The organism is Stenotrophomonas sp. 05L413 (genome assembly GCF_056397945.1).
Genome location: NZ_JBFTOL010000006.1, coordinates 302,776 through 322,492 on the forward strand (window position 1 = coordinate 302,776; position 19,717 = coordinate 322,492).

At 61.6% G+C, this 19,717-nt stretch carries 16 protein-coding genes; 6 read left to right on the forward strand and 10 right to left on the reverse strand.

The window, feature by feature from the left end; translation table 11 throughout:
- Positions 1-35 precede the first annotated feature (35 nt).
- Complete coding sequence (dmeF, locus tag AC1DIQ_RS15130; protein ID WP_282260199.1) at positions 36-1,055, forward strand: CDF family Co(II)/Ni(II) efflux transporter DmeF; 1,020 nt, start codon at positions 36-38, stop codon at positions 1,053-1,055.
- Between the two features lie 55 nt (positions 1,056-1,110).
- On the opposite strand, the gene AC1DIQ_RS15135 is transcribed toward dmeF, so the two are convergent.
- On the reverse strand, positions 1,111-1,449 hold the full coding sequence (locus AC1DIQ_RS15135) for a hypothetical protein (RefSeq protein ID WP_282260201.1): 339 nt from the start codon (positions 1,447-1,449) through the stop codon (positions 1,111-1,113).
- Positions 1,450-2,442: 993 nt separating this feature from the next.
- Here AC1DIQ_RS15135 and AC1DIQ_RS15140 point away from each other — a divergent pair.
- Positions 2,443-2,862 (forward strand): hypothetical protein, encoded by a 420-nt coding sequence (locus tag AC1DIQ_RS15140; protein WP_282260203.1) that lies wholly within the window; start codon positions 2,443-2,445, stop codon positions 2,860-2,862.
- A 148-nt stretch (positions 2,863-3,010) separates the two neighbouring features.
- Here the strand turns inward: AC1DIQ_RS15140 and AC1DIQ_RS15145 are convergent, their stop codons facing one another.
- Positions 3,011-3,496 carry an REP-associated tyrosine transposase gene (locus AC1DIQ_RS15145; protein ID WP_461770697.1) on the reverse strand — a complete coding sequence of 162 codons (486 nt, stop codon included), beginning with the start codon at positions 3,494-3,496 and terminating at the stop codon, positions 3,011-3,013.
- Between the two features lie 193 nt (positions 3,497-3,689).
- On the opposite strand from AC1DIQ_RS15145, the gene AC1DIQ_RS15150 reads away from it, so the two are divergent.
- Positions 3,690-4,532 carry a class I SAM-dependent methyltransferase gene (locus AC1DIQ_RS15150; protein WP_478050319.1) on the forward strand — a complete coding sequence of 281 codons (843 nt, stop codon included), beginning with the start codon at positions 3,690-3,692 and terminating at the stop codon, positions 4,530-4,532.
- 963 nt (positions 4,533-5,495) lie between these two features.
- On the opposite strand, the gene AC1DIQ_RS15155 is transcribed toward AC1DIQ_RS15150, so the two are convergent.
- Together AC1DIQ_RS15155 and AC1DIQ_RS15160 are read right to left on the reverse strand one after the other, a co-directional pair.
- The gene (locus AC1DIQ_RS15155) at positions 5,496-5,672 is read right to left on the reverse strand and encodes a hypothetical protein (protein ID WP_019185714.1); all 177 of its coding nucleotides are present in this window, start codon (positions 5,670-5,672) and stop codon (positions 5,496-5,498) included.
- A 114-nt stretch (positions 5,673-5,786) separates the two neighbouring features.
- Entirely contained in the window at positions 5,787-6,599 is an 813-nt protein-coding gene (locus AC1DIQ_RS15160) for an alpha/beta fold hydrolase (protein ID WP_121042364.1), read from the reverse strand.
- Between the two features lie 537 nt (positions 6,600-7,136).
- On the opposite strand from AC1DIQ_RS15160, the gene AC1DIQ_RS15165 reads away from it, so the two are divergent.
- Entirely contained in the window at positions 7,137-7,922 is a 786-nt protein-coding gene (locus AC1DIQ_RS15165; RefSeq protein WP_478050320.1) for a cold-shock protein, read from the forward strand.
- 87 nt (positions 7,923-8,009) lie between these two features.
- Here the strand turns inward: AC1DIQ_RS15165 and AC1DIQ_RS15170 are convergent, their stop codons facing one another.
- Positions 8,010-8,903, reverse strand: coding sequence for an HNH endonuclease (locus AC1DIQ_RS15170; protein ID WP_282260219.1), 894 nt, complete (start codon positions 8,901-8,903; stop codon positions 8,010-8,012).
- Positions 8,904-9,338: 435 nt separating this feature from the next.
- Positions 9,339-10,478 (reverse strand): YncE family protein, encoded by a 1,140-nt coding sequence (locus AC1DIQ_RS15175; RefSeq protein WP_478050321.1) that lies wholly within the window; start codon positions 10,476-10,478, stop codon positions 9,339-9,341.
- A gap of 408 nt (positions 10,479-10,886) precedes the next feature.
- Here AC1DIQ_RS15175 and AC1DIQ_RS15180 point away from each other — a divergent pair, with 408 nt between their 5' ends.
- Complete coding sequence (locus AC1DIQ_RS15180; protein ID WP_282260224.1) at positions 10,887-11,147, forward strand: hypothetical protein; 261 nt, start codon at positions 10,887-10,889, stop codon at positions 11,145-11,147.
- A 171-nt stretch (positions 11,148-11,318) separates the two neighbouring features.
- On the opposite strand, the gene AC1DIQ_RS15185 is transcribed toward AC1DIQ_RS15180, so the two are convergent.
- The 4 genes from AC1DIQ_RS15185 to aceE form a co-directional block, all read right to left on the reverse strand.
- Entirely contained in the window at positions 11,319-12,953 is a 1,635-nt protein-coding gene (locus tag AC1DIQ_RS15185; RefSeq protein ID WP_478050322.1) for a hypothetical protein, read from the reverse strand.
- Between the two features lie 65 nt (positions 12,954-13,018).
- Complete coding sequence (locus tag AC1DIQ_RS15190; RefSeq protein WP_282260228.1) at positions 13,019-14,119, reverse strand: hypothetical protein; 1,101 nt, start codon at positions 14,117-14,119, stop codon at positions 13,019-13,021.
- Between the two features lie 55 nt (positions 14,120-14,174).
- Positions 14,175-15,224 (reverse strand): helix-turn-helix transcriptional regulator, encoded by a 1,050-nt coding sequence (locus tag AC1DIQ_RS15195; protein WP_282260230.1) that lies wholly within the window; start codon positions 15,222-15,224, stop codon positions 14,175-14,177.
- A 764-nt stretch (positions 15,225-15,988) separates the two neighbouring features.
- Entirely contained in the window at positions 15,989-18,676 is a 2,688-nt protein-coding gene (gene aceE / locus AC1DIQ_RS15200; RefSeq protein ID WP_123731337.1) for a pyruvate dehydrogenase (acetyl-transferring), homodimeric type, read from the reverse strand.
- A gap of 469 nt (positions 18,677-19,145) precedes the next feature.
- Here aceE and AC1DIQ_RS15205 point away from each other — a divergent pair, with 469 nt between their 5' ends.
- Positions 19,146-19,649 carry a PadR family transcriptional regulator gene (locus AC1DIQ_RS15205; RefSeq protein WP_259261663.1) on the forward strand — a complete coding sequence of 168 codons (504 nt, stop codon included), beginning with the start codon at positions 19,146-19,148 and terminating at the stop codon, positions 19,647-19,649.
- The last annotated feature ends 68 nt before the right edge of the window (positions 19,650-19,717 follow it).

Here is a 19,717-nt window from a genome sequence, read left to right on the forward strand (position 1 = left end):
CCTATGGGGGTATTTTCCAATGGCTGGATTGCCCCATGATCCTCAACGCTGCCGCCGACGCCCGCCGCCACACCCATCGGTTCGACGATGGCAATCCCCTGGCCGAGCGCAGCACGCAGCGCGCGCTCTGGCTGACCACGGCGATGATGATCGTGGAAATCATCGGCGGGTGGTGGTTCAACTCCATGGCCGTGCTCGCCGACGGCTGGCACATGAGCTCGCACGCACTGGCGCTGGGGCTGTCTGTGTTCGCGTACGGTTTCGCACGCCGCCATGCACACGACCATCGTTTTACCTTCGGCACCTGGAAGGTCGAGATCCTGGCCGGTTACACCAGTGCCATTGCCCTGCTCGGCGTCGCGCTGCTGATGGCCGTGCAGTCCGGGCAGCGGCTGTTCGTGCCCAGTGCCATCCACTACAACGAGGCCATTGCGATCGCGGTGGTCGGGCTGGCGGTCAATCTGCTGTGCGCATGGTGGCTGCGCGACAACCATGACCACGGGCATCACCCGCATGGCCAACACCATGGGCATGGGCACCACCACGCGCATGAGCAGAGCGGTCACGGCGGTCACGCAGACCACCACGACCACGGTCATGGCGCCCATGGCACCCAGGACCTCAACCTGCGCTCGGCCTACCTGCACGTCATCGCCGACGCCGCCACCTCGATGCTCGCGATCGCCGCGCTGATCGGCGGCAAGGTCTGGGGGGCAGCGTGGCTGGACCCGGTGATGGGCCTGGTGGGCGCAGTACTGGTCACCGTCTGGGCGATCGGCCTGCTGCGCGACACCAGCCGCGTGCTGCTGGATGCGCAGATGGACGCGCCCGTGGTGGCGGAGGTACGCGAGGTGATCGAACAGGGGCCGTGGTCGGCGCAGCTGTCCGACCTGCACGTCTGGCAGGTTGGCCGCGGCAAGTACGCGGTCGTGGCCAGCCTGGTCAGCGCCGATCCACTCAGTGCCGATCAGATCCGCGAGGCGCTCTCTGTGCATGAAGAGCTGGTGCACGTCACGGTGGAAGTGCACCGACTGGATGCGGCGCTGCCTGCTTGATCGACGCACCACCGCACGGAGTGGCCACGTCGGCAGCCGTGCCTCACTGGCTGCCTCAGTGCTTGAACATCATCCCGACCAGGAACAGCACCAGCGGCGCGGCACTGAGTAACGCGCCGATGATGCCCAGCCACGGCCAGCGCTCCTGACGCACGCGAGAGCCGACCGTCGCGATCAGGCCGACGGCCGCTGAAGCGAGTACGCCGATGGAGACGCCGGTGGTGCTGGCGCCTGCGGTGACCCCGTGGTTGGCGGCGGTGGCGACGTGGGCAGCGGCGGCGCCGATGGGGAGGCCGAGGAAGCTGGCAAGGCCGAGCAGCGGCAGTCGCTGAGCCTGTCGTTCAACCGGCGCAGAGGATCGAACGGGGCGGATCTTCTCTTCGTGCACGCGCATGCCTCTTTTGGGGAAGCTAAAACCTACACCCTTCCGTGCTGAATGCCGATGGTAGATCGCCGCCCATGTAGTGCATCACCAAGGAGAGTATTGGGCCGGTGAACGTGCGCTAGGCAGACGATCCGAAACACGAATCACATCCGCTTCAATTGTATGACCCTCGGCACGTCTTGGCAGTAGGCAACGAACCAGACTGGACACTCCAACAACCACTGCATTCGAGTTCAGTATGCGATATCTCAATCTTCTCCTGATTGCCTCCATCCCTTTTTCGTCACATGCAGATGAGCAATCAACGATAGACGACCGAATTGAGTTCGACTCACTAGGTCAACGCGTAGTCATTCGCACCAGTCCGTGGGCGGGCCTCAAGGGCACAACGGTAAATGTTGAGCAGAAGCTGTACGTCAATGAGGACGGAAACCTTCACTACAACTATCACCAGCAGAGCACTTCCACACAGCTATTCCATCAAACGCTGTGCGCTGAGGATGGAATGCTCCCTGCGATGGGCGGCGAGACCGTTTTTATCGGTAGTACTACAGGATGGCACTGCAGCAGGGTAGTGGAGTATGACCCAGATGCCCCGCCACTCCAAACGGAGAGCTCTCTCAATCCAGTGAAATCAGTGGACTACGTGTTCACCAATGCCCCCAGCGGAAGCGCCGCTGTTGGAGTCAACTTCTATTCAACGGGATCAGCTCGTTTCCAGAGCTCGCAGGCCGGATCGCTACGGGGAAGCGTTCAAGTAGACGGTCGCTGCAGCACATATTTCTCCCAGTACTATGGCACTCCGTTCACCGGTGATCACAGTGCTCGCGTGGTGTGCATCGTCCACCAGCCTAGGTTCGTCTCCACGGGTGCGGAAGCCTGTGTACCGAAGCAATGCGGTCGAAGCACCGGCACCATTTCGGTGAGATGACGAAGCATGTCTACACCGGATCCTGCGCGGCGGTGCCTACAATGCCCCACCACCCGCCGCTAGGATCCGACATGCGCCTGTTGCCTTTCCTGCTCCTCCTCTCCCCGCTCCTGCTGACCGGTTGCGGCAAGGACAACAGCGCCGGCGTGTTCTCCTCCGATCCGATGCTCGGCTGCTTCTCCACCCACGCGCGCAAGCCGGCGGAGTTCCGGATCGATCATCAGCAGGGCCAGTACTACGTGTCCTTCAACCGCGATGAGCAATGGCAGCGCGATGCCACGCCGCTGCAGGAATCCAGCCGCGCCGAGATCGCCCAGTTCTTCCGCGACGATGCCGACCAGATCAACAAGGCCCTGGTGCGCCCCGGTGGCGGCTTCGGCATCTTCAAGTTCAACCCGGGAGCCACGCTCAAGGGCAAGGCCAAGGACAGCGACTACATGGCGCTGGTCCTGATCGGCGCTGGGCCGGTGTTCCCGGTGAAATGCCCCTGATCGCCACGATGCGTCGCGCCCGCCTGCCGGGCCACTGGTGCTGGCTGCGGCCCATCGCACCCCCGCACCGGTGACCCGGCCCGCAACACCCATCCCCTGCACCGCCCCACCCGCAACCCCACGCAGGCGGGGATCCCATCCCCGTACTTCAACATGGCTCTTCCGGTTCGCGGCGCCCGCGATGAATCGAGCTGTATGGCCATTGCGTCGCGTCACGCACATGCCCGTGCTTGACCGGGTTGTGGTGCACATACGCCACATGCCGCTGCAGATCTTCGGCATCCACGATCCGATGCTCGCAAAAGCCGTTGTGCCAAAGTGGCCGCAGGCTGCGATCACGCCGGAGCTGCAGCCGTGGATCGGCCATCGGCAATTGGCGGTCGAAGATCGCCTGGACCTGCGCCCAGCGGCGGTGGCCCTCCTCGTCGCCCTCCGGCAGCGTCCACACGCCGTGCAGATGGTCTGGCAGCACCACGATCGCGTTGATCCGGAACGGCCGCGCCTGCTGCGCCACCCGGAACGCCAGCCGCAGGATCTGCGCCTGTTCCACCAGCAGGCTGCTGCTGCGATCGCGCAGGTGCGCGCTGAAGAAATAGGTGGTACCGGTCGGCCAGAGGATGTGGTCGTAGGACATGACCCAAGTATCCGTAGCGTCCCTGCGCAGTTCGATCAGCGCACTCCCCGCCGGCGCCTCGGATACCCGCGCACACGTGGGTCGGAATCCCCGCAGCTCGGGGCCCCATGACGGCCGGCCAGCGGCTTCTCAGGTACGATGCCCACCCCTGACTGCCATACCGTCTGGCGCTCGCGCCGCGGCCTGAGATCCCGTGCCCCACTACACCGGCCCCCTGCTGACCCGCCCGCTCGCCGAGAGCCTGACCCGCGCCCGCGATGCCGGCACCGGGGAATGGACCGGCTCGCTCGACCTCGGCCGCTCCACCGGCACCGCCACGCTGGCGGCCGACCACTGGCAGTGGAAGGGCGAGACCTATGCCTATCCCGACAAGACCAAGGACCGCACCCTGTACTACTGGGACGGCGAGGAGTTCCTGGCGATCTCGCGCTTCGGCTCGGCGTTGATCAAGCTGGTGCCGACCGACTGGGACGCGCCAACCTTCGAGATTGACGGCATCAAGATGCTGCCCAGCGCGCAGCTATCCCCGTTCGAGGATGCCCGCCGCAAGGTCGCGTTGATCGCGCCGGCCGGCAAGACGGTGCTGGATACCTGCGGCGGCCTGGGCTACTTCGCCGCGTGCTGCCTGGAAGGCGGCGTCACCCGTATCCGTTCGTTCGAGAAGAATCCGGATGTGCTGTGGCTGCGCACGCTCAATCCGTGGTCGCCGGATCCGGACGCGGAAAGCAGCGGGGGTCGGCTGGCGCTGAGCCAAGGTGACGTGTCGCAGGAGATTGAAGGGCTGGAGACTGCCTCGGTCGATGCGATCCTGCACGATCCGCCGCGCTTTGGCATCGCCGGCGAGCTGTACTCACAGGTGTTCTACGATCAGCTCGCACGCGTCATCCGCAAGGGCGGCCGGATGTTCCACTACACCGGTGCTCCAAACAAACTGACCAGCGGCCGCGATGTGCCGCGCGAGGTCGCCAAGCGTCTGGAAAAGGCGGGCTTCAAGGCCGAGCTGGCGATGGATGGCGTGCTCGCGGTCAAGCGCTGAGCAAGGGGCTGGTCAACTGCCGCGTGGCAGTTTGGCCGCCCACATGTTGTCGACCAGATTGGGATTCTCTGCACAACAGAAACAATAGATAGGTCTTAGTGCGTTGCGTCTGGCTGATGCGTAGAGCAACGCACAGTTCAAGAAGATGATAGTGGGCAGCATGACCTGACCGAGCTTAGCTCGTTCACCAGAGAACGCCGATGCCCATGTTTGTGCTTCTACTCTCCGCAGCAGCCACGATGCCGGTCACGCCCCCGCCCGCCGCCTATCGTGATGAACACACCCAAGAGCGCGACGGCACCAAGCGCATCGTGCGCACCGCACAATGGTCTGATCTGGACGGTGGTTTACTCCTGGTCGAGCAGAAACTTCGGCCCAACCCGGATGGCTCGCTCTCCTATTTCTTCTCTGAACAATCGCTCCCAACCCAGCTGTATCACCACGCACTATGTGAGCAGGATGGAATGACAGCGGGCCAAGGCGAAGGCATTTTAAGCGGCCCCGATGCAATCGGAGGTTGGTCATGCGAACAAGACGGCGACGAAGATCTCCCCGTGCCCCGACTGGAGCAGGATCCAGAGTCGACATCATCGTCAGAAGGAACGCTTTTGCATGACGACCGCTCAGCGGACTACGTGTTCGCCTACGCGCCGTCTGGCAACGTGGGAGTGAGTGAGAACTTCCGCGCTCACGGTAGCGTTCGTTTTCGCACAACCCGCGCCGGCAACGCGGAGGCCCTGATTGGCGTCGACAACAGGCGTTGTGTCTACAGAGTATCTCGATACTACTCGGCAGGTACAACCGGAAGCTTCGCACCTTGGGTGAATTGCATCGTACATGTACCCACTACTGTCCCCACAGAGACAGTCGGATGTATACCTTGGGGATGCGCCAACGACCGTGGACGGGTTGTCGCCTATTAGTCAGCTGTGCCACAACGAGAAAGCATAGAAGCGCGAGCGATCAACTGCCGCGTGGCAGTTTGGCCGCCCACATGTTGTCGACCAGATTGGGATAGCGCCGCCCGTTTTCCTCGGCACGCTGACGTGCCGCATCCTTCTGCGCCTCGGAGAGCGGCTGCGACTTCTTCTTCCCGTTGGGACTGGGCTTCTTCCAGGGCGGTGTCTGGGACTGGCGCATGGACGATCTCGTATGGGCGGGCGCTGGATTCCAGCTCAGCGGGTACAGCGTACAAGAACGCCCGACACGTGATCTCAACGAGCCGGGCGCGCATGGCGGAGAGCGACCTGCGACTTACTTCTTCAGGAAGTCCAGCAGTGCCTTGTTGAACGCATCGGCATGGCTGGCATTGCAGCCGTGCGGCGCGTCCTTCAGGACCACCACTTCACTGCCCGCGATGGCCGCATGGGTGCGCTTGCCCGAGCCCTCGAACGGGACCGTGCCATCGCTGTCGCCGTGCAGCACCAGGGTCGGCACCGTGACCTTCTTGAGGTCGCCGCGGAAGTCGGTCGTGCCGAACGCCTTCATGCAGCCCAGCGCGGCGGTCTGGTCGGACTGCTGGCACAGCTTGATCGCGGCCTGGCGTTCTTCTTCGCTGACCTTGAGCTCGCCGTTGGCACTGAAGAAATCCTTGGTAAAGCCATCGAAGAAGGTGTCGCGGTCCTTCTCCAGGCCTTCGCGCATCTCATCGGCCTTTTCCTGGGTCAGCGGGCCCTCGGGGTTGTCGCTGGTCTTGAGCATGTAGGGCGGCACCGCCGAGGCGAACACCACGCTGTGCAGGCGCGATTCGCCGTGCTTGGCGACATAGCGCGCCACTTCACCACCGCCCATGGAGAAGCCGACCAGGGTGGCGTCCTTCAGATCCAGATCCTCGATCACACCGGCCAGATCATCGGCGAGCGTGTCGTACTCGTAACCATCGGACGGCTTGTCCGAGCGCCCGAAACCACGGCGGTCGTAAGCCACCACGCGGTACCCCGCCTCGCGCAGCGCGGGGACCTGGGCCTTCCACGATTCGGCCGACAGCGGCCAGCCATGGATCAGCACCACCGGGCGGCCGGTACCACCGGAATCTTCAACGTGCAGACGAACGCGGGAAGCAGCCATGGGAACTCCTTGGAGCGATGGGGAAGGAATGTTCGATCCTAGGGGGAGGGGGTTGGGTGAGCCGTGAAAGAAAGCGCGATGTCGCTGACGTGACGTGCACAGGGCTGACTGGTGCCGGCCGGGGTGTTCAAGGGGTAAGAGGGAGGAATGAGAGGCCACGATCTCAGGATTTGCGACACCTCAGGACGATAGTTGTCATGGGGCATCGTCGACACTGGGAACCGGTACATGGACTGTCGTGAGATCACGCCGGACACTGATGCGGGCGCAGGGCCCAGCCAGTCCGGGGTATCCTGCTGTGGGCTGGCCGTCACCTTGCTACTGCATGGATTCGGTACGCACCCGGCATCGCGCAAAGCGTTGAGCGCTGCACTGCGGCGGATACCGGCGAGCGAGTGCTGTGCCAGCTGTCTGCTGTTGCGTGGACACCGCACGGTTTAGACCTCGCCGTCACTCAGGTAGATCGGTGCACACGGCTCAAGCCAGCGCGGTACCGGCCGATATGGCTGCGACACAACACGAGTCAGGCACGCCACCATGGAAGGTACCCTCCGCAGCTTTCTGCCCAGCAAGGGCTATGGCTTTATTCGCGGCGACGACGGCCGCGACTACTTCGCACATCAATCCCAGTTCGTCGGAACGCAGGCACCCATAGAGGGCCTGCGGGTGAGATTCGATGAAGCCGCATCTCCTAAGGGCTACCGCGCGATGGCCATCCGCACGTTGGAGGTGGTGGAAGCTGACCGGTGGACTACCCCTAATGAAATCCTGCATTCCCGTGGCCCCACGTTCCAAGATTGGGAAACGCTGGAGTCGTCGCTTTGGACGGTACACAGCAGCAGTCGCGAGTCACCTGATGCGGCGCGCTTGGAGGCACTGCTGCATGCAAAAGCACTAGGTGCCAGTGGTTTAGCGCTCATGAAGTACTACACCACCACCGGCAGCGAGCCGGCAAATGGCGGCAGCCGTGGCACGCATCGCTACACCATTCATCATTTTTGCGCCCATCCAGTCGTTCTAGGCCGACTAAGCGCAGAGGGTCAGTACCGAGCTGCGGAGCTGAAGGGCTTGGATGCACGCATCACTGCCGCGAAGACGGCCGCCGTGATGCGAACCGACGCGAGCACGCGAAAGGCGTGGCTGTCTTTTGGGATGTTGGGAGTTGCCCCTGCTTCCGTTATCGCACTCTGGGCGCTGATAAAGGGCATACCGATCTCCCTCACGGCCGGCATGCTCGGCTGCGGCTTAGCGCTGATGATGGGAATGGCTACGTTGGCAGCACGGAAGAACCATGACGCTTGGCTGCAACCGCCGTTGACGTAGAGATCGACAGCGGCCTAGCAGAGGGCCGCTTCGCAGCCCTCCCTCCGTCTCAAATCTGTAGCCCTGGCAATTCCTATCAGCGGCCGATTACTTCCGTAGGATCTCGCTTCGGTGATAGGCCATATAGAGCCGTTGCTGCTCGGACAGAGGCTTCGTAACCGCGACCTGACCCAGATCCCACTTGGATTTGACCTCCGCAGGCAGCTGAGCGCTAATCAACAGGTCACCAAGATCGTCGAAGGAGATGTATCCCTTGTCGAACAATCGATCAATGTGAGGCGAGAGCATCAGCCCGTTGTTGCCGTCAAGCCGCGCCTCATTGTCGCTCTTCGACCAAGGCTTGATGTGGCTCGCTGTCAGAAATCGCTCATCGTCTATTCCGGTGACACGGCAACGAATCTCGGTGGCGCTCACACGGCGGCGGAATAGACCTTGTCCCCTACGGGCCTTGATCAGCTGCTCCTTCTCCGTGACCGTCAGATTCTTGTCCTGAAAAATCCCGGCTGCTGCTGCCTCGGCGAGCTTCTCGTCACCTTCTTCACCGATAAGTGAAAGGAGCGCTTTAGCCAAGGAAGGAGAGATATGAGCCAGGTACACCTGGTTCGCATCCCCGTTGGCCTGAAGGGGTGAGTACTTGTCGGGCAGCAGGGGGGCCAAGAGATCCATGCGATCCCGGGGTCGCACCTTGTTCTCCAGCAAGGTGTAATCAACCTTGACGTACCAGCCCTTCTCCGTCCAATTGGGATCCGCCGTCTTGAACTCCGCGGGCTTATCTCGGCTCTTATGCGGCTCCACGACAACCGCCAGTGCTTGGATGTAGGTGTCCACGAACGAAAAGACGATGTCGCCCGGCTGGACCTTCGTCATGTTGTCGTAGAACTCACTCCTGCCTCCGTCGCTCCGTTGCTTGGGCGACCATAGGTAGCCTCCGTTCAGCGCGATCTTAAAGGTCTTATTCTGGTTAACCCACCAATAGTTCATCCCTGTTCCTATCTCTTAAGTCATTAGCCCGTCTATTGACGGGTCGACTTGCGATAGTAACTAGCTATTGTCGTGTTTGGCACCATTTTGACCGTGGACACAGCGTTACTTAGGGACTCTGACGAGTAACCCTAAACTTCGCAGAAGGTTGGCCGATGTTGTTGTGCGGACCTATCCGGGGCAGCTTTACTGCCCCGGATGTATAGCGCTGGCGCTCGCAGATGCGACGGCCCCACCAAAATAGCTAGCTGGACGCTGCTGCGATGGCGCGTGCCGGACAGACGTACTGTGCACCGTCGAAGTAAGGCATCGACCGCGATTTACCTGCCCAACGCATGAATAGAAATGCGACCGCCTGCTTAAGGATCACCACACTTGGACGTAGCAAGCTGCCCGGCGCATATCTGCTACCGGGCAGCGCGTCCCTACTATTTGTTACAGCGCAATCCGGGCAACAGACTCTTCACTTCCCTTCGGCTCGCTGTCACCATTCTTGACAGTCACGTACAGCACGTTCTTCTTGGCATCCAGCGCCAGGCTGTTCGGGTGCGTCGGCACCGCGTACGTGGCCACCTGCTTGTAGGTGTCGCTGTTGTACGCAGTAACGGTGCCGCCATCGCGATTGGTGACGTACAGACGCTTGCGCGGTGCGTCCAGCAGGATACCCAGCGGACCGGCATCAGTCGGGATGCTGGCAAGTTCCTTGCCGGTGGAACGGTCCAGCACCAGCACACGCTGGCCCGGATGCTTCGATTCGAAGGCCGAGCTGCTGGCCTGGTACTTGCGGATCATCTCCGAGCCCTGGTCGGTCACGAACAGGCGCTTGCCGGCGGGATCCAGCGCGATGTTCATCGGCTGCTCGGCACTGACCTTGAAGCGCTGCTCGACCTTGCCGCTGTCGGTACCGACAGTGACGACCTCGGCCAGCAGGTTGGAGGTGTACACGCGCTTGGCCTTGGCATCCAGCGCCAGACCCGGTGCCTTGGCGTTGCCCAGGCCCGGAATGGTGTTGATGACCTTCAGCGACTGCGTGTCCACCACGAACAGCACGCTGCCCTCACCCGAGTGACCGGTGACGTACAAGCGGTTGTTGGCGCCATCAACGACCAGCTCGCGCAGATCGTGCGTGTAAGCGGCCTTGCCGTCCTTGCCGACCTTCTTTTCCATCAGCTGCACGATGCCGACGGAGGTGTTGGCGGCGGTGTCCACCACGGTGACCGAGGTATCGACGGTGTTGCCGACGTACAGGCGGTTGTTGGCGTCGTCCAGCACCACGCCGAAGGCCTTGCGCTGCAGCGGAATGGCGGTTTCGACGGCCAGGGTTTCCGGGTTCAGGCGCAGGACCTGGGACGGACCAGCGGCATCACCGAAGCCGCCCGAGGAGGCGACGAACAGGGCGTTCTGCTTGGGGCTGAAGGCCAGCTCATAAAGGCCCTGGGCGACGGCTTTACGCTGGACGGCGGTGCTGCTGGCAGATGCGGTGGCCTGGTCAGCGGCGAAGGCCGACGGGGCGCCAAGGCTCAGGGAGATGGCGAGGGCCAGAGCGGCCGAGCAGATTACGGAATTGCGGTACATGCGAGCTTCCTTGAAGGGGCACGGGAGGGTGTCCTGGCTCGCTGGGCCGTACATGTGACGGCCGGCCCCGCATCTGTCTGCGCTGGGTGGGCTGGCTGGGTTTGCGGGGGAATGGTAGCAGGATGGCCAGAATGGTGCCGCCAACGAGTTCGGGCCTGCCTGCGACACCCGTTGTCGCATCAGATCGCAGACTTAAACGGGACGGAACGAACGACGGGCAAGGATGCCCGATCTCCCAAGACAAAAGGAAATGCAATGTTCAGGATCATTGGAGCCGCGGTTGTGTATGGATTTGCCCTGTACGGTCTTGGAGCCTGGCTGGCCGATCAGCAGAGCGGCGACTCAGCGAACTGACGCAGCGCTGGTACAGTCAGATCGCACGCTTAGATGATGCGGCCTGATCGCCGCGTGCGCCGGATGCCTGCCACGCAAATACGCGCATGGCGCGTTTGCAGTGCTTTCGCAGAGTCGTTCGACAAACCAAAAGACAATAGGAGCCAGGTCTACCAATCGGTGGAGCTGGCTCTTATTGCTATGGAAGATGCTCCAGATGATGTGACCCATCCGCGTCCGGACCTGCCGCCGCTGCTGCCTGCAGAAATCTACACGCCTGCAAGTTCACATCGACAAAGGCATCCCATGACATTGTCGCTGCGTAGTGTCGGCTGAACTGCAGATCGACCCGACAGATGTCGGGCCGATCTTCGTAAATGCCACACCTTCGCGTAGCCACTACGTAATGGCGACAGGTGCCATCGCCACGATCCAAGAATTGAGTCTGCTCAGCCGCGTTGACGTGCTGGCAACACAAGCCACATGCGCTGCACGGAAAGACCTCGCTCATGCCTTCGCAAGGCCACTCAACCAGGAACGGGTGGCAACAGTGTCGCCCAGCTGGAATGGCAGCTCAATCCCGCGCCGCTCGGCCTCCACTGTCAGCAACCATGCGCACTCAAGCTCGGAGTTGCAGGAGCTGAGATCTTCAGCGAATGCCACCATCGCACAAGGATCGACATTCAACTCCAGTTCTGCGAGCTGCAGAAGATATGCATCAAGTCGTCGATTGATCTCAACAAAATCGGCCAATGTCTGCACATGCGCGCTGCGTGCGACGAAGTCCCATATCTTCGCCGCTAATGGACTGTGCAACAGCGACCATGTCAGGCCAAGCGTCACCACGCCACTGATCAGTGCCGCCAAGAAGGAGGTAATTGGCCCACCCACGATAGGTGTTGCGGCTAGCGCCCCCAACTGGGTCAACACCAGCGACGCCGCAACGGCGCCTGCACCTACGGTAAGGGCCGCCAATGCCGCTCGCTTCTTCTCCGTGTCATTCAATCTTCCCGGATTGAGGCACATAATCTTGATCGATTTGACCAAGGATCCCCACATTTCTCGCATGACTTTGGCTGCGATCTTTGCTGACTTTGCAAAGATGTTGAATACCGTGGTCGTTATGCTCGCAGCGACCCCGCCGAGAAAGGCATCCCCGAACTCCGTCATGAGGTCCCGGAATCGTCGCTGCACTCGTCGCCAAATGCCCTGGAGCATCACACTGACGCGGCGCAAGAAGCGATCGAAGGTGAAGTTCCTGCCAAGGCTTTTCATGGCCGCCGGCAACCTGGCGCGCAGCTCGAACCAGACTTCACCCGCAACCAGTCCTAGAACTTGACGCAACCCCATGCGGAAGCCGGTATTGACCGACGCAATGGCCGTGTTCTTAAGGAAACGACTGCCGGTGTAGTAGGTGACATTCACCTCCTTCTCGTAGGCTTCGCGGGCTTCCGCGTCGCGCTTGCGCATTCCATCGGCATCAATGGACTTCAGCGTCTCGTTCCGCTTGCCAATCTTGTTGATGCCGGCTTCCAGCGTCCGCGCCTCATGCTGCTGCTCAGGCGTATCGCGCGGCATCGCATCAAGCTTTCGCTGAAGCGCGGCGATATTAGCTTCGTTCTTGGCAATGGTCTTGGAGACGTCCGCCAGGTACTGATCAATCGGCTTGGCACCCTTCGACGCGTTGATTGTCTCGTGCGTCGACTGCAGATTGCTGCTGCGATTTGCGACTTCAACGCCGTTCAGACCAGCCAGTACGCGGCCTGGGTCCTCGTGGATCTCCTTGGCTGCGACAACGTGGTCGAGTGCGCGCTTGTCAGCAGCCGTCATCAAAGTGTCACGGTACGGATCTCGCAGCGAACCCAATTGGTGTGCGGCCTTGTCTGCCGCACCCTTGCTCTTGTAATTCGGGTGCGTATGGTAGGCAGTAGAGTCGTAGTGACCACGATCTTCGTACCGGTGTTTCTCGGTCAACGTCGCGTAATGCCCTTGGCGAGCATTGTGGATGGTATCCACATCCCCGCCTTCCTTGTCCTTTAGCAGCAGGAAATCTAGGCCAAAACTTGTCACCAGGCTGCTGACAACTGTCTTCTCCAGCTCGGGAATCCAGTCGAAGTCGTGGTTTGCGTATGTTGTGTTCATATGGGTGGCCGGAGGCGAGATCCAGGGGGGGGGCGACGGACGTGTCTGGTCCGCCGCCAAGGAGATCACTGCGCGTTAAAACGCATCGCACTATTGCGGCCAGTGCCCAACGCAGCATCGATCCCTTCCGAGTTGAGGATCAACGATCCGTCTTCATCGGTTTCCATCTCTGGCATGCCTTCGGCGTTGACGACCACATCGTCGTTCGTGACCTTCACCTTGAACAGAGGAGTGGAGATGATGTCCGTGAGAATTGCAGCGAGTGCGTAGCCGTTGCCAATGGCCAACATGATCTCTTGTTCGAACTTTGCGAGCTCTTCGTCAACATCGCGGCCAAGGCGCTTCAAGCTGCCGATGAGACTATCGATACCTTCAAGAGTATCCAAGTAGTGGTCAAAGTTGACCCGGATCTCCTCTAGTGCGGACTTAACTTTGCGAGCTGCCAAGTCTGTCTTCGCCATCAGCTTGGACGCCGCCTCGAGCTTGGGAATTGCCTTGTCTACTTCAGCGCTCGCCTGCTTGGCGTTCTTCAATGCCATTTCGCCATGGCTGTCATACGCCCAACCAGCAATGGCCAAGATGGGGGCGGCAACCGCGGCACCTAGAATCGCAGTGCCGCCTGCCATGCCCAGACCACCGGCTGCCAGGGAGCCGCCACCAATAGCTGCCAACGTGGCATTGGTGGCCGCGACGCCCGCCAGGCTTGAAATGGCCGTACCTGTCGACGCAGCGGCAAAGGTCATGACACCCCCATATACCGCAAAGCCAGCGGCTACACCGCCTGCACCCGCACCCGCGATACTACCCAGCACGCCTACTGCAGAGTAGGTATATGCCTCCACTTTCTGCAGGGTATGCCTGGGCAGCTTGACCTCCAGCTTGAGCTCGCGACTCTGGTTCAACTGCTGCAACAGTGCAGCGGATAGTGTCGAGAATCGCTCGAATTCCTTACCGATGCTCAGCTCCAGGTTCCCTAGCGTATCCAGGGATTCCATGGTCTTTTTCTCTTGCCTATCGAACTGATCACGACGGACCTGATAGCGCGAACGAGCGGAATCGACGATTCCGTCGGATTCACTATGCTTCTTGTAACCATCGTAGGCCTTCTTGGCGCCGATGGAGGCGGCAGCTGCTACGCCGAGACCGATGAGAATGGGGATGGGCATGTCCGTATTTCCTAGCAGTGGTGGGTTGTGGGTTTGAATGCGGGGTGGCCGATCGTTACGACGAAATGGTGGGGCTGTAAGAAGCTGCTGCATCACGAATGCGATTGGCGACGCGTGTACGCATTGATTCAGGTGCAATCACGCGGATGCGCTCGGCCTGGCTGAGCACCCATGTCACCATCTCCTGGTCTTCTGGCACCACGACCTTCAGGCTGTGCCATTCGCTACCCTCAATTGGCTGCAGTGTCTGATCCAGCGCCAGCGGCGTCTCAGCGAGTGCCCATGCGAGTTGAGGGTGCACTTCGGCATCCAGGACTATCGCTTCGTCGCTGATGCGCGGGCTAAAAGCAGCAGACTTGAGATAGGCCGGCATATCGAATCCGCGATCGTCGGCTACTTCATCGGTCACGACCACGTCGATGAAGCGATGCAACGCAAAGTGCCTCAGGTCGTCGAAATTCCCTACACGGGCGATTAAATATGTAGTTGCCCCTCGGGCCGCTAGCCCCGCGGGATGCAATGTCATTTCAATAGGCTGTGCTTTGGCGCGACTGAGGTAGCGTCCCTTCAGCAGGCGACCAGTCAACAAGGCCGTCGCAACGTCATCCCAGATCTTCGGCTCCACCACTGCCGGCAGCAATGGTTTCACGGGCGGCACCACGCGCACGCGCCTTGACCATTGCGAAAGCCCATTTTGTTCCATGGTTTGCAGCAGTTCCCGGGCCTCATTGAAATGAGGGTCGAGAAGGCCGAGCACCGTAGGCGGTAGCACATGACGCAGATGCTCCTCAGCCATGGTCATCGCCAACGCCGCCGCTGGGCTGATTACCGGCACGGTAGTCTGCGCGGATGCGGCGAACGACCAACGATAAGGGCGAGCGCGACGCACATCCTCATCGCTATCTTCAGAGCTGCACACCAATTGGAAAAGCGTGCTGAGCTTGCCTGAGAGATCACGCTGCAGTGAGCGCAGATTGATGTCAAACCCTTCTGCCGAAAGTGAGTCACGCAGCTCAACAGTGGAGATGCTGCGCGGGAAACGTGGAATTAACCTCAGCAGGACGAGATTCCTGGCAAGCGGATCTTTGATTGGTCGTTGCGTCATGGCGTTATGCTGGGCGCGGCTTTTTGCCGCCCCCTCTCTCATTCAGGACTGGGAGTAGATTGCGGCCGGCATACGACATACGGTGTCGCGTAGCCAGTTTCGGCGCGATGCCGAGGAAGCTCGCAAGCAATGATCAGCCGCTGAGCCCTTGTTGGGCTCGGCAACTTCCGAGCGCCACCTGGAGAGCAGCGCAGAATTTCAGTCTTGAATAGTGATCTACGTGACCTACATGGTCATCCGATGACGCGCGTACTGCGGTACGCATGCCTGCGAGAGAAGTCCTTTTCATCTCCAGCCCCCCTGTGGGCCGCTTTATTTTGGGCAAGTCTACGTCAATGAGCGCAGCGTTTGGGCGCCCCTCTAAAAGGACCTTCTGCAACTCTCGCATCCCGCTATGAGCCTAAAGTCCGCCGTGGGCTGGCCGTTACTCCAGCCGAGATCGCCGAGAATCAGCACAAAACCAGTTTGCGATGTCTGTCGTGCAAGCACATCACGTGCAACGAAACGTTGGCAGAGTGTGACGTCATTCTTATGCGCGTCTAGGCCGGTTGGCAGATTCCTCGTTCAGTGAGGATGTCGGAAATGGACGCATCTGCGAGTGACTCCATCTTGCAGCCCAAGACGCTTTCCGCCAGGGCGCTGCTCGGGGCGGCTGGCGGCATAAGCTCGAGGTTCCGCGGGTGCTAGCGATGGAGCATCCATTTGAGTGCCCAAAAAAAAGGGCGGCCTATTGGCCGCCCAGATTTAAAGCTCGTCCTTCTAGATCAAACCCCGACAGGATTAGCCTTCTCAGGATCAATCTTGTACTGCTTGATCGCCCGGGCCACATCCTTACCCGTCATCTTCCCTTCCTTCGCCAGCGCCGCAATCGCGGCATGCGCGATGTAGTACCGGTCAACCTCGAAGAAGCGACGCAGGTTCGCACGGGTATCCGAACGACCAAAGCCATCCGTGCCCAGCACCGTGTACGACATCGGCACGAACGCGCGGATCTGGTCCGCATACGCACGCACATAGTCGGTCGCGGCAATCGCCGGGCCCTGGCGGCCTTCCAGCAGCTCGGTCACATACGCCTTGCGCGGCTCGGCTTCCGGGTGGAAGCGGTTATAGCGCTCGGCATCGAAACCATCGCGGCGCAGTTCGTTGATGCTCGGGCAGCTCCAGATATCGGCGGTGACGCCGAAGTCCTTGTCCAGCAGCTCGGCCGCAGCAATGGCTTCACGCAGGATGGTGCCCGAACCCAGCAGCTGCACGCGCAGCTCGCCCTTCTTCGGCTTGCCGGCGTCGGTGAGCAGGTACATGCCCTTGACGATGCCTTCGGCCGCGCCTTCCGGCATTTCCGGGTGGGTGTAGTTTTCGTTCATCAGGGTGATGTAGTAGTACTCATCAATCTGATCTTCCATCATGGCCTTGGTGCCGTGCTGCAGGATCACCGTCACTTCGAAGCCGAAGGTCGGGTCATAGCTGCGCACGTTCGGGATGCCACCGGCGACGATATGGCTGAAGCCATCTTCGTGCTGCAGGCCTTCACCGTTCAGCGTGGTGCGGCCGGCGGTGCCGCCGAGCAGGAAGCCACGGGTACGCATGTCCGCGGCCTGCCAGGCGATGTCGCCCACGCGCTGGAAGCCGAACATCGAGTAGTAGATGTAGAACGGCAGCATCGGCACGTTGGAGACCGAGTAGCTGGTACCGGCAGCCATCCAGGAGCTGATCGCGCCCGGCTCGCTGATGCCCTGCTGCAGCACCTGGCCGCTCTGGTCTTCGCGGTAGAACATCAGCTGGTCCGCATCGACCGGCTTGTACTTCTGGCCGAACGGGGCGTAGATGCCGATCTGGCGGAACAGGCCTTCCATGCCGAAGGTACGGGCTTCGTCGGCCACGATCGGCACGATGTGCGGGCCCAGTTCCTTGTCGCGCAGGGTGATGTTGAGGCTCTGCACGAAGGCCATGGTGGTGGAGTAGCTGCGCTCGCCGCTGCTCTTGAGCAGGCGCTCGTAGCTTTCCAGCTTCGGTGCGTTGAAGCTCTTGGTCGCCTTGCGGCGGCGCTGCGGCAGGTAACCACCCAGGGCGGCACGGCGTTCCTGCAGGTACTTCACTTCCGGCGAATCCGGGCCCGGGTGGTAGAACGGCACCTGGCCGTCGGCCAGCTGCGCATCGGTCACCGGGATGTTGAAGCGGTCGCGGAAGTGGCGGACGGCGTCGTCGTCCAGCTTCTTGGTCTGGTGGGTCGGGTTCAGTGCTTCACCCGCGCTGCCCATGCCGTAGCCCTTGACCGTCTTGGCCAGGATCACGGTCGGCATGCCCTTGGTGTTCACGGCCTGGTGGTAGGCGGCGTACACCTTGTGCGGATCGTGGCCACCCCGGTTGAGGCGCCAGATATCGTCGTCGGACAGGCCGGCGACCATCGCTGCGGTTTCCGGGTACTTGCCGAAGAAATGCTCACGGGTGTACGCGCCGCCGAAGGCCTTGCAGTTCTGGTATTCGCCGTCGACGGTTTCCATCATCAGCTTGCGCAGGACGCCATTGGTGTCCTTGGCCAGCAGGGCATCCCAGTAACCGCCCCACAGCAGCTTGATGACATTCCAGCCGCCACCACGGAAGACGCCTTCCAGTTCCTGGATGATCTTGCCGTTGCCACGCACCGGGCCGTCCAGGCGCTGCAGGTTGCAGTTGACCACGAAGATCAGGTTGTCCAGGCCTTCGCGGCCGGCCAGCGCGATCGCGCCGAGGGTTTCCGGCTCATCGCTCTCGCCGTCGCCGATGAAGCACCACACCTTGCGGTCGGACTTCTCGATCAGGCCACGGTTTTCCAGGTAACGCAGGAACTGCGCCTGGTAGATCGCGGCGAGCGGGCCCAGGCCCATCGACACGGTCGGGGTCTGCCAATAATCGGGCATCAGCCACGGATGCGGGTAGCTGGAGAGGCCACCGCCATCGACTTCCATGCGGAACTTGTCCAGCTGGGCTTCGTCGATGCGGCCTTCCAGGAAGGAACGCGCATAGATGCCCGGGGCGCTGTGGCCCTGGATGAAGAGCAGGTCGCCCGGGTGGTCTTCGCTCGGGGCGCGCCAGAAGTGGTTGAAGCCCACGTCATACAGCGTGGCGCCGGAGGCGAAGGAGGCGATGTGGCCGCCCAGGTCGCCCGGCTTGCGGTTGGCGCGCACGACGGTGGCCATCGCGTTCCAGCGGATGATGGAACGAATGCGCCATTCCAGTTCGGCGTTGCCCGGGCTCTTGGCCTCCAGGGTCGGCGCGATGGTGTTCACGTACTCGGTGGTGGGAGAGAACGGCAGGTAAGCACCCGAACGACGGGTCAGTTCCACCATGCCTTCCAACAGCTGATGCGCGCGCTCGGGGCCCTCGACATCAATTACGGCCTTCAGCGACTCGATCCATTCCTGGGTTTCCACAGGATTCGGGTCGTTGTTCAGCACCTCGTTCAACCAGTTCATTTGCGCTCCCATGACCGCACGCACGCGCGCGACTGTTTTAGATTTCTAGCCGCAAAGTGTAGCGCACCAAGGGGTTTGCTTACTTCGCTACGGTTGCGTATGGAACCATCCCGGCGTGTCCGGAAGGACAGCAGGCGACAGCACGAGGGCCGCGCCGGAAGGTTCCACGCTGCATTTCAGCCTGCCCGGTGGCGATGACACCGGCGCGTCAGCGGGACACCGATGGACAGCACAGGCGCTGCGGCGCAGGCGATTGGCGTGGATCGTGCGCGAAGCGACGGCGTTCGAGCGCGCATCGGCGTGGATCATTGGTGCCGTTGGGATGCGGCAACCGGGTGCAGTGTTCCACCACAAGCACGCACCGTCACAGCAGGAATTGACCTGAACGCATCCCTGCCATGCGTGCGCGAGTGCTGGCCGAACCGGAGTTTTCGATATATCGTTTCGCCACTGCATTCGATATATCGAAATGACCTCTCCGCGCGACCTCGACCGCCCTGCCCGCCCGCTGACCGCCCGGCCCCTCAGCCGCGGCGACCTGCGCCTGCTGGTGCTGTCCCTGCTCGCTGACCAGCCGCGCCACGGCTATGAGTTGATCCAGCTGATCAGCGACATGTTCGTGCGGGTCTACACGCCCAGCGCCGGCTCGATCTACCCGGTGCTGGCGCAGTTCGAGGCGGCCGGCTGGGTCGGCGCGGTCGAGGACGGTGGGCGCAAGCGGTACGCGCTCAGCGCGCTGGGCCAGGCCGAACTGGAGGCACAGCGCGAGGAGGTCGATGCAGCGGTGCACCGGGTGCGCGACAGCGCGCGCACGATCACCAAGGCCAACCTGCCGCCGTCCGTGCGCGATGCGCTGCGCGAGCTCAAGCACGCGCTGGGCCTGTGCCACGGCCGCTGGCAGGACGACAACGCCGCTGCCGTGGCCGAGGCGCTGCGCGAGGCCGCGGCGCGGATCCGTGCGCAGGGCCGCTGACCTCCCTTCTTCGTTTCAGACCCAGCCAGCCACCGCCCGCCAGGTCCTTCTTTCTCAACGCCGCGCTG

What these genes read in the sequence shown, in the direction of transcription:
- dmeF (WP_282260199.1), top strand. Translation starts at nt 36, where the DNA reads ATGATCCTCAACGCTGCCGCCGACGCCCGCCGCCACACCCATCGGTTC.
- AC1DIQ_RS15185 (WP_478050322.1), bottom strand. Translation starts at nt 12,953, where the DNA reads ATGAACACAACATACGCAAACCACGACTTCGACTGGATTCCCGAGCTG.
- AC1DIQ_RS15140 (WP_282260203.1), top strand. Translation starts at nt 2,443, where the DNA reads ATGCGCCTGTTGCCTTTCCTGCTCCTCCTCTCCCCGCTCCTGCTGACC.
- AC1DIQ_RS15145 (WP_461770697.1), bottom strand. Translation starts at nt 3,496, where the DNA reads ATGTCCTACGACCACATCCTCTGGCCGACCGGTACCACCTATTTCTTC.
- AC1DIQ_RS15205 (WP_259261663.1), top strand. Translation starts at nt 19,146, where the DNA reads ATGACCTCTCCGCGCGACCTCGACCGCCCTGCCCGCCCGCTGACCGCC.
- AC1DIQ_RS15170 (WP_282260219.1), bottom strand. Translation starts at nt 8,903, where the DNA reads ATGAACTATTGGTGGGTTAACCAGAATAAGACCTTTAAGATCGCGCTG.
- AC1DIQ_RS15165 (WP_478050320.1), top strand. Translation starts at nt 7,137, where the DNA reads ATGGAAGGTACCCTCCGCAGCTTTCTGCCCAGCAAGGGCTATGGCTTT.
- aceE (WP_123731337.1), bottom strand. Translation starts at nt 18,676, where the DNA reads ATGAACTGGTTGAACGAGGTGCTGAACAACGACCCGAATCCTGTGGAA.
- AC1DIQ_RS15195 (WP_282260230.1), bottom strand. Translation starts at nt 15,224, where the DNA reads ATGACGCAACGACCAATCAAAGATCCGCTTGCCAGGAATCTCGTCCTG.
- AC1DIQ_RS15135 (WP_282260201.1), bottom strand. Translation starts at nt 1,449, where the DNA reads ATGCGCGTGCACGAAGAGAAGATCCGCCCCGTTCGATCCTCTGCGCCG.
- AC1DIQ_RS15190 (WP_282260228.1), bottom strand. Translation starts at nt 14,119, where the DNA reads ATGCCCATCCCCATTCTCATCGGTCTCGGCGTAGCAGCTGCCGCCTCC.
- AC1DIQ_RS15160 (WP_121042364.1), bottom strand. Translation starts at nt 6,599, where the DNA reads ATGGCTGCTTCCCGCGTTCGTCTGCACGTTGAAGATTCCGGTGGTACC.
- AC1DIQ_RS15175 (WP_478050321.1), bottom strand. Translation starts at nt 10,478, where the DNA reads ATGTACCGCAATTCCGTAATCTGCTCGGCCGCTCTGGCCCTCGCCATC.
- AC1DIQ_RS15155 (WP_019185714.1), bottom strand. Translation starts at nt 5,672, where the DNA reads ATGCGCCAGTCCCAGACACCGCCCTGGAAGAAGCCCAGTCCCAACGGG.